The 1,007-nt window shown below is 47.6% G+C and carries 2 protein-coding genes; one reads left to right on the plus strand and one right to left on the minus strand.

The genetic code is table 11. From position 1 onward, the window contains the following. On the minus strand, positions 1-540 hold a 540-nt coding region (locus R8N46_RS25660), incomplete at its 3' end, for a DEAD/DEAH box helicase (RefSeq protein WP_318189837.1). A gap of 146 nt (positions 541-686) precedes the next feature. On the opposite strand from R8N46_RS25660, the gene R8N46_RS25665 reads away from it, so the two are divergent. Next, positions 687-1,007, plus strand: a 321-nt coding sequence (locus R8N46_RS25665; RefSeq protein ID WP_318189838.1) for a GNAT family N-acetyltransferase, incomplete at its 3' end; no start/stop codon positions are given.

Below are 1,007 nucleotides of genomic sequence, written 5' to 3' on the forward strand. Positions count from 1 at the left end.
CTGACGCTGTTTAGGCGCCGCATTAATAATTGCATCTAAAGCATCTTGGAAGCCCATTTCTAGCATACGATCGGCTTCATCCAGCACCAATGTATTCAACTCTTCCAAGTTAATACGGCCTTTCTCAAGGTGATCCAGAATACGCCCCGGAGTACCAACAAGGATATGTGCACCATGCTCTAACGAACCAATTTGCGGTCCCATCGGCATACCGCCGCACAACGTAAGTACTTTAATGTTATGGATACCACGCCCTAGCGTTCGAATTTCTTTAGCAACTTGATCCGCCAGTTCGCGAGTCGGACACAGCACCAAAGCCTGCACGCGAAATCGTTTTACGTTTAGATTTGATAGTACGCCAAGACCAAACGCAGCTGTTTTACCCGAGCCCGTTTTACCCTGACCAATTACGTCACGCTGATTCAAAATCGCCGGTAAGATTAACGCTTGAATTGGCGTCATATGGGTGTAGTTCAATGAATCCAGCGTTTCTAGTAGCGCTGGGTTCAGGCCTACTTGGTCAAAAGTTTGTTTGCTCACAGGGAAATATCCTCAGGTGGGATGAAAAAGAGGGCACATTATCGCCAGATTTTCTGGGAAGACCAGTGAAAATTAACCATTGTTAATGAGTATTGAAACAAAAGCGAGTACATTCAGGCACTCTACTATCATTATGGACGACGGACATGACCACTTGGATCACTTTGCCTTTTGCTCAACTAACCACCTTACAACTGTATGAGATGCTGCGCTTACGCGTCGACGTGTTCGTCGTCGAGCAAACTTGCCCGTACCCGGAGCTAGATGGTAAGGATATTATTGACGGCGTTCATCACCTACTCGGCTACCACAATGATGAATTAGTTGCCTGCGCCCGGCTTCTGCCAGCTGGAACCACTTACGATAACGTCAGTATTGGCCGAGTCGTGACCAAACAAACAGCCCGAGGTGGTGGCTTAGGCCATCGGCTAATCACACAAGCCATCCAAGCATGTTCTACGTTATGG

Source organism: Vibrio sp. 1874, from assembly GCF_033344395.1.
Taxonomy (GTDB): Bacteria; Pseudomonadota; Gammaproteobacteria; order Enterobacterales; family Vibrionaceae; genus Vibrio; species Vibrio alginolyticus.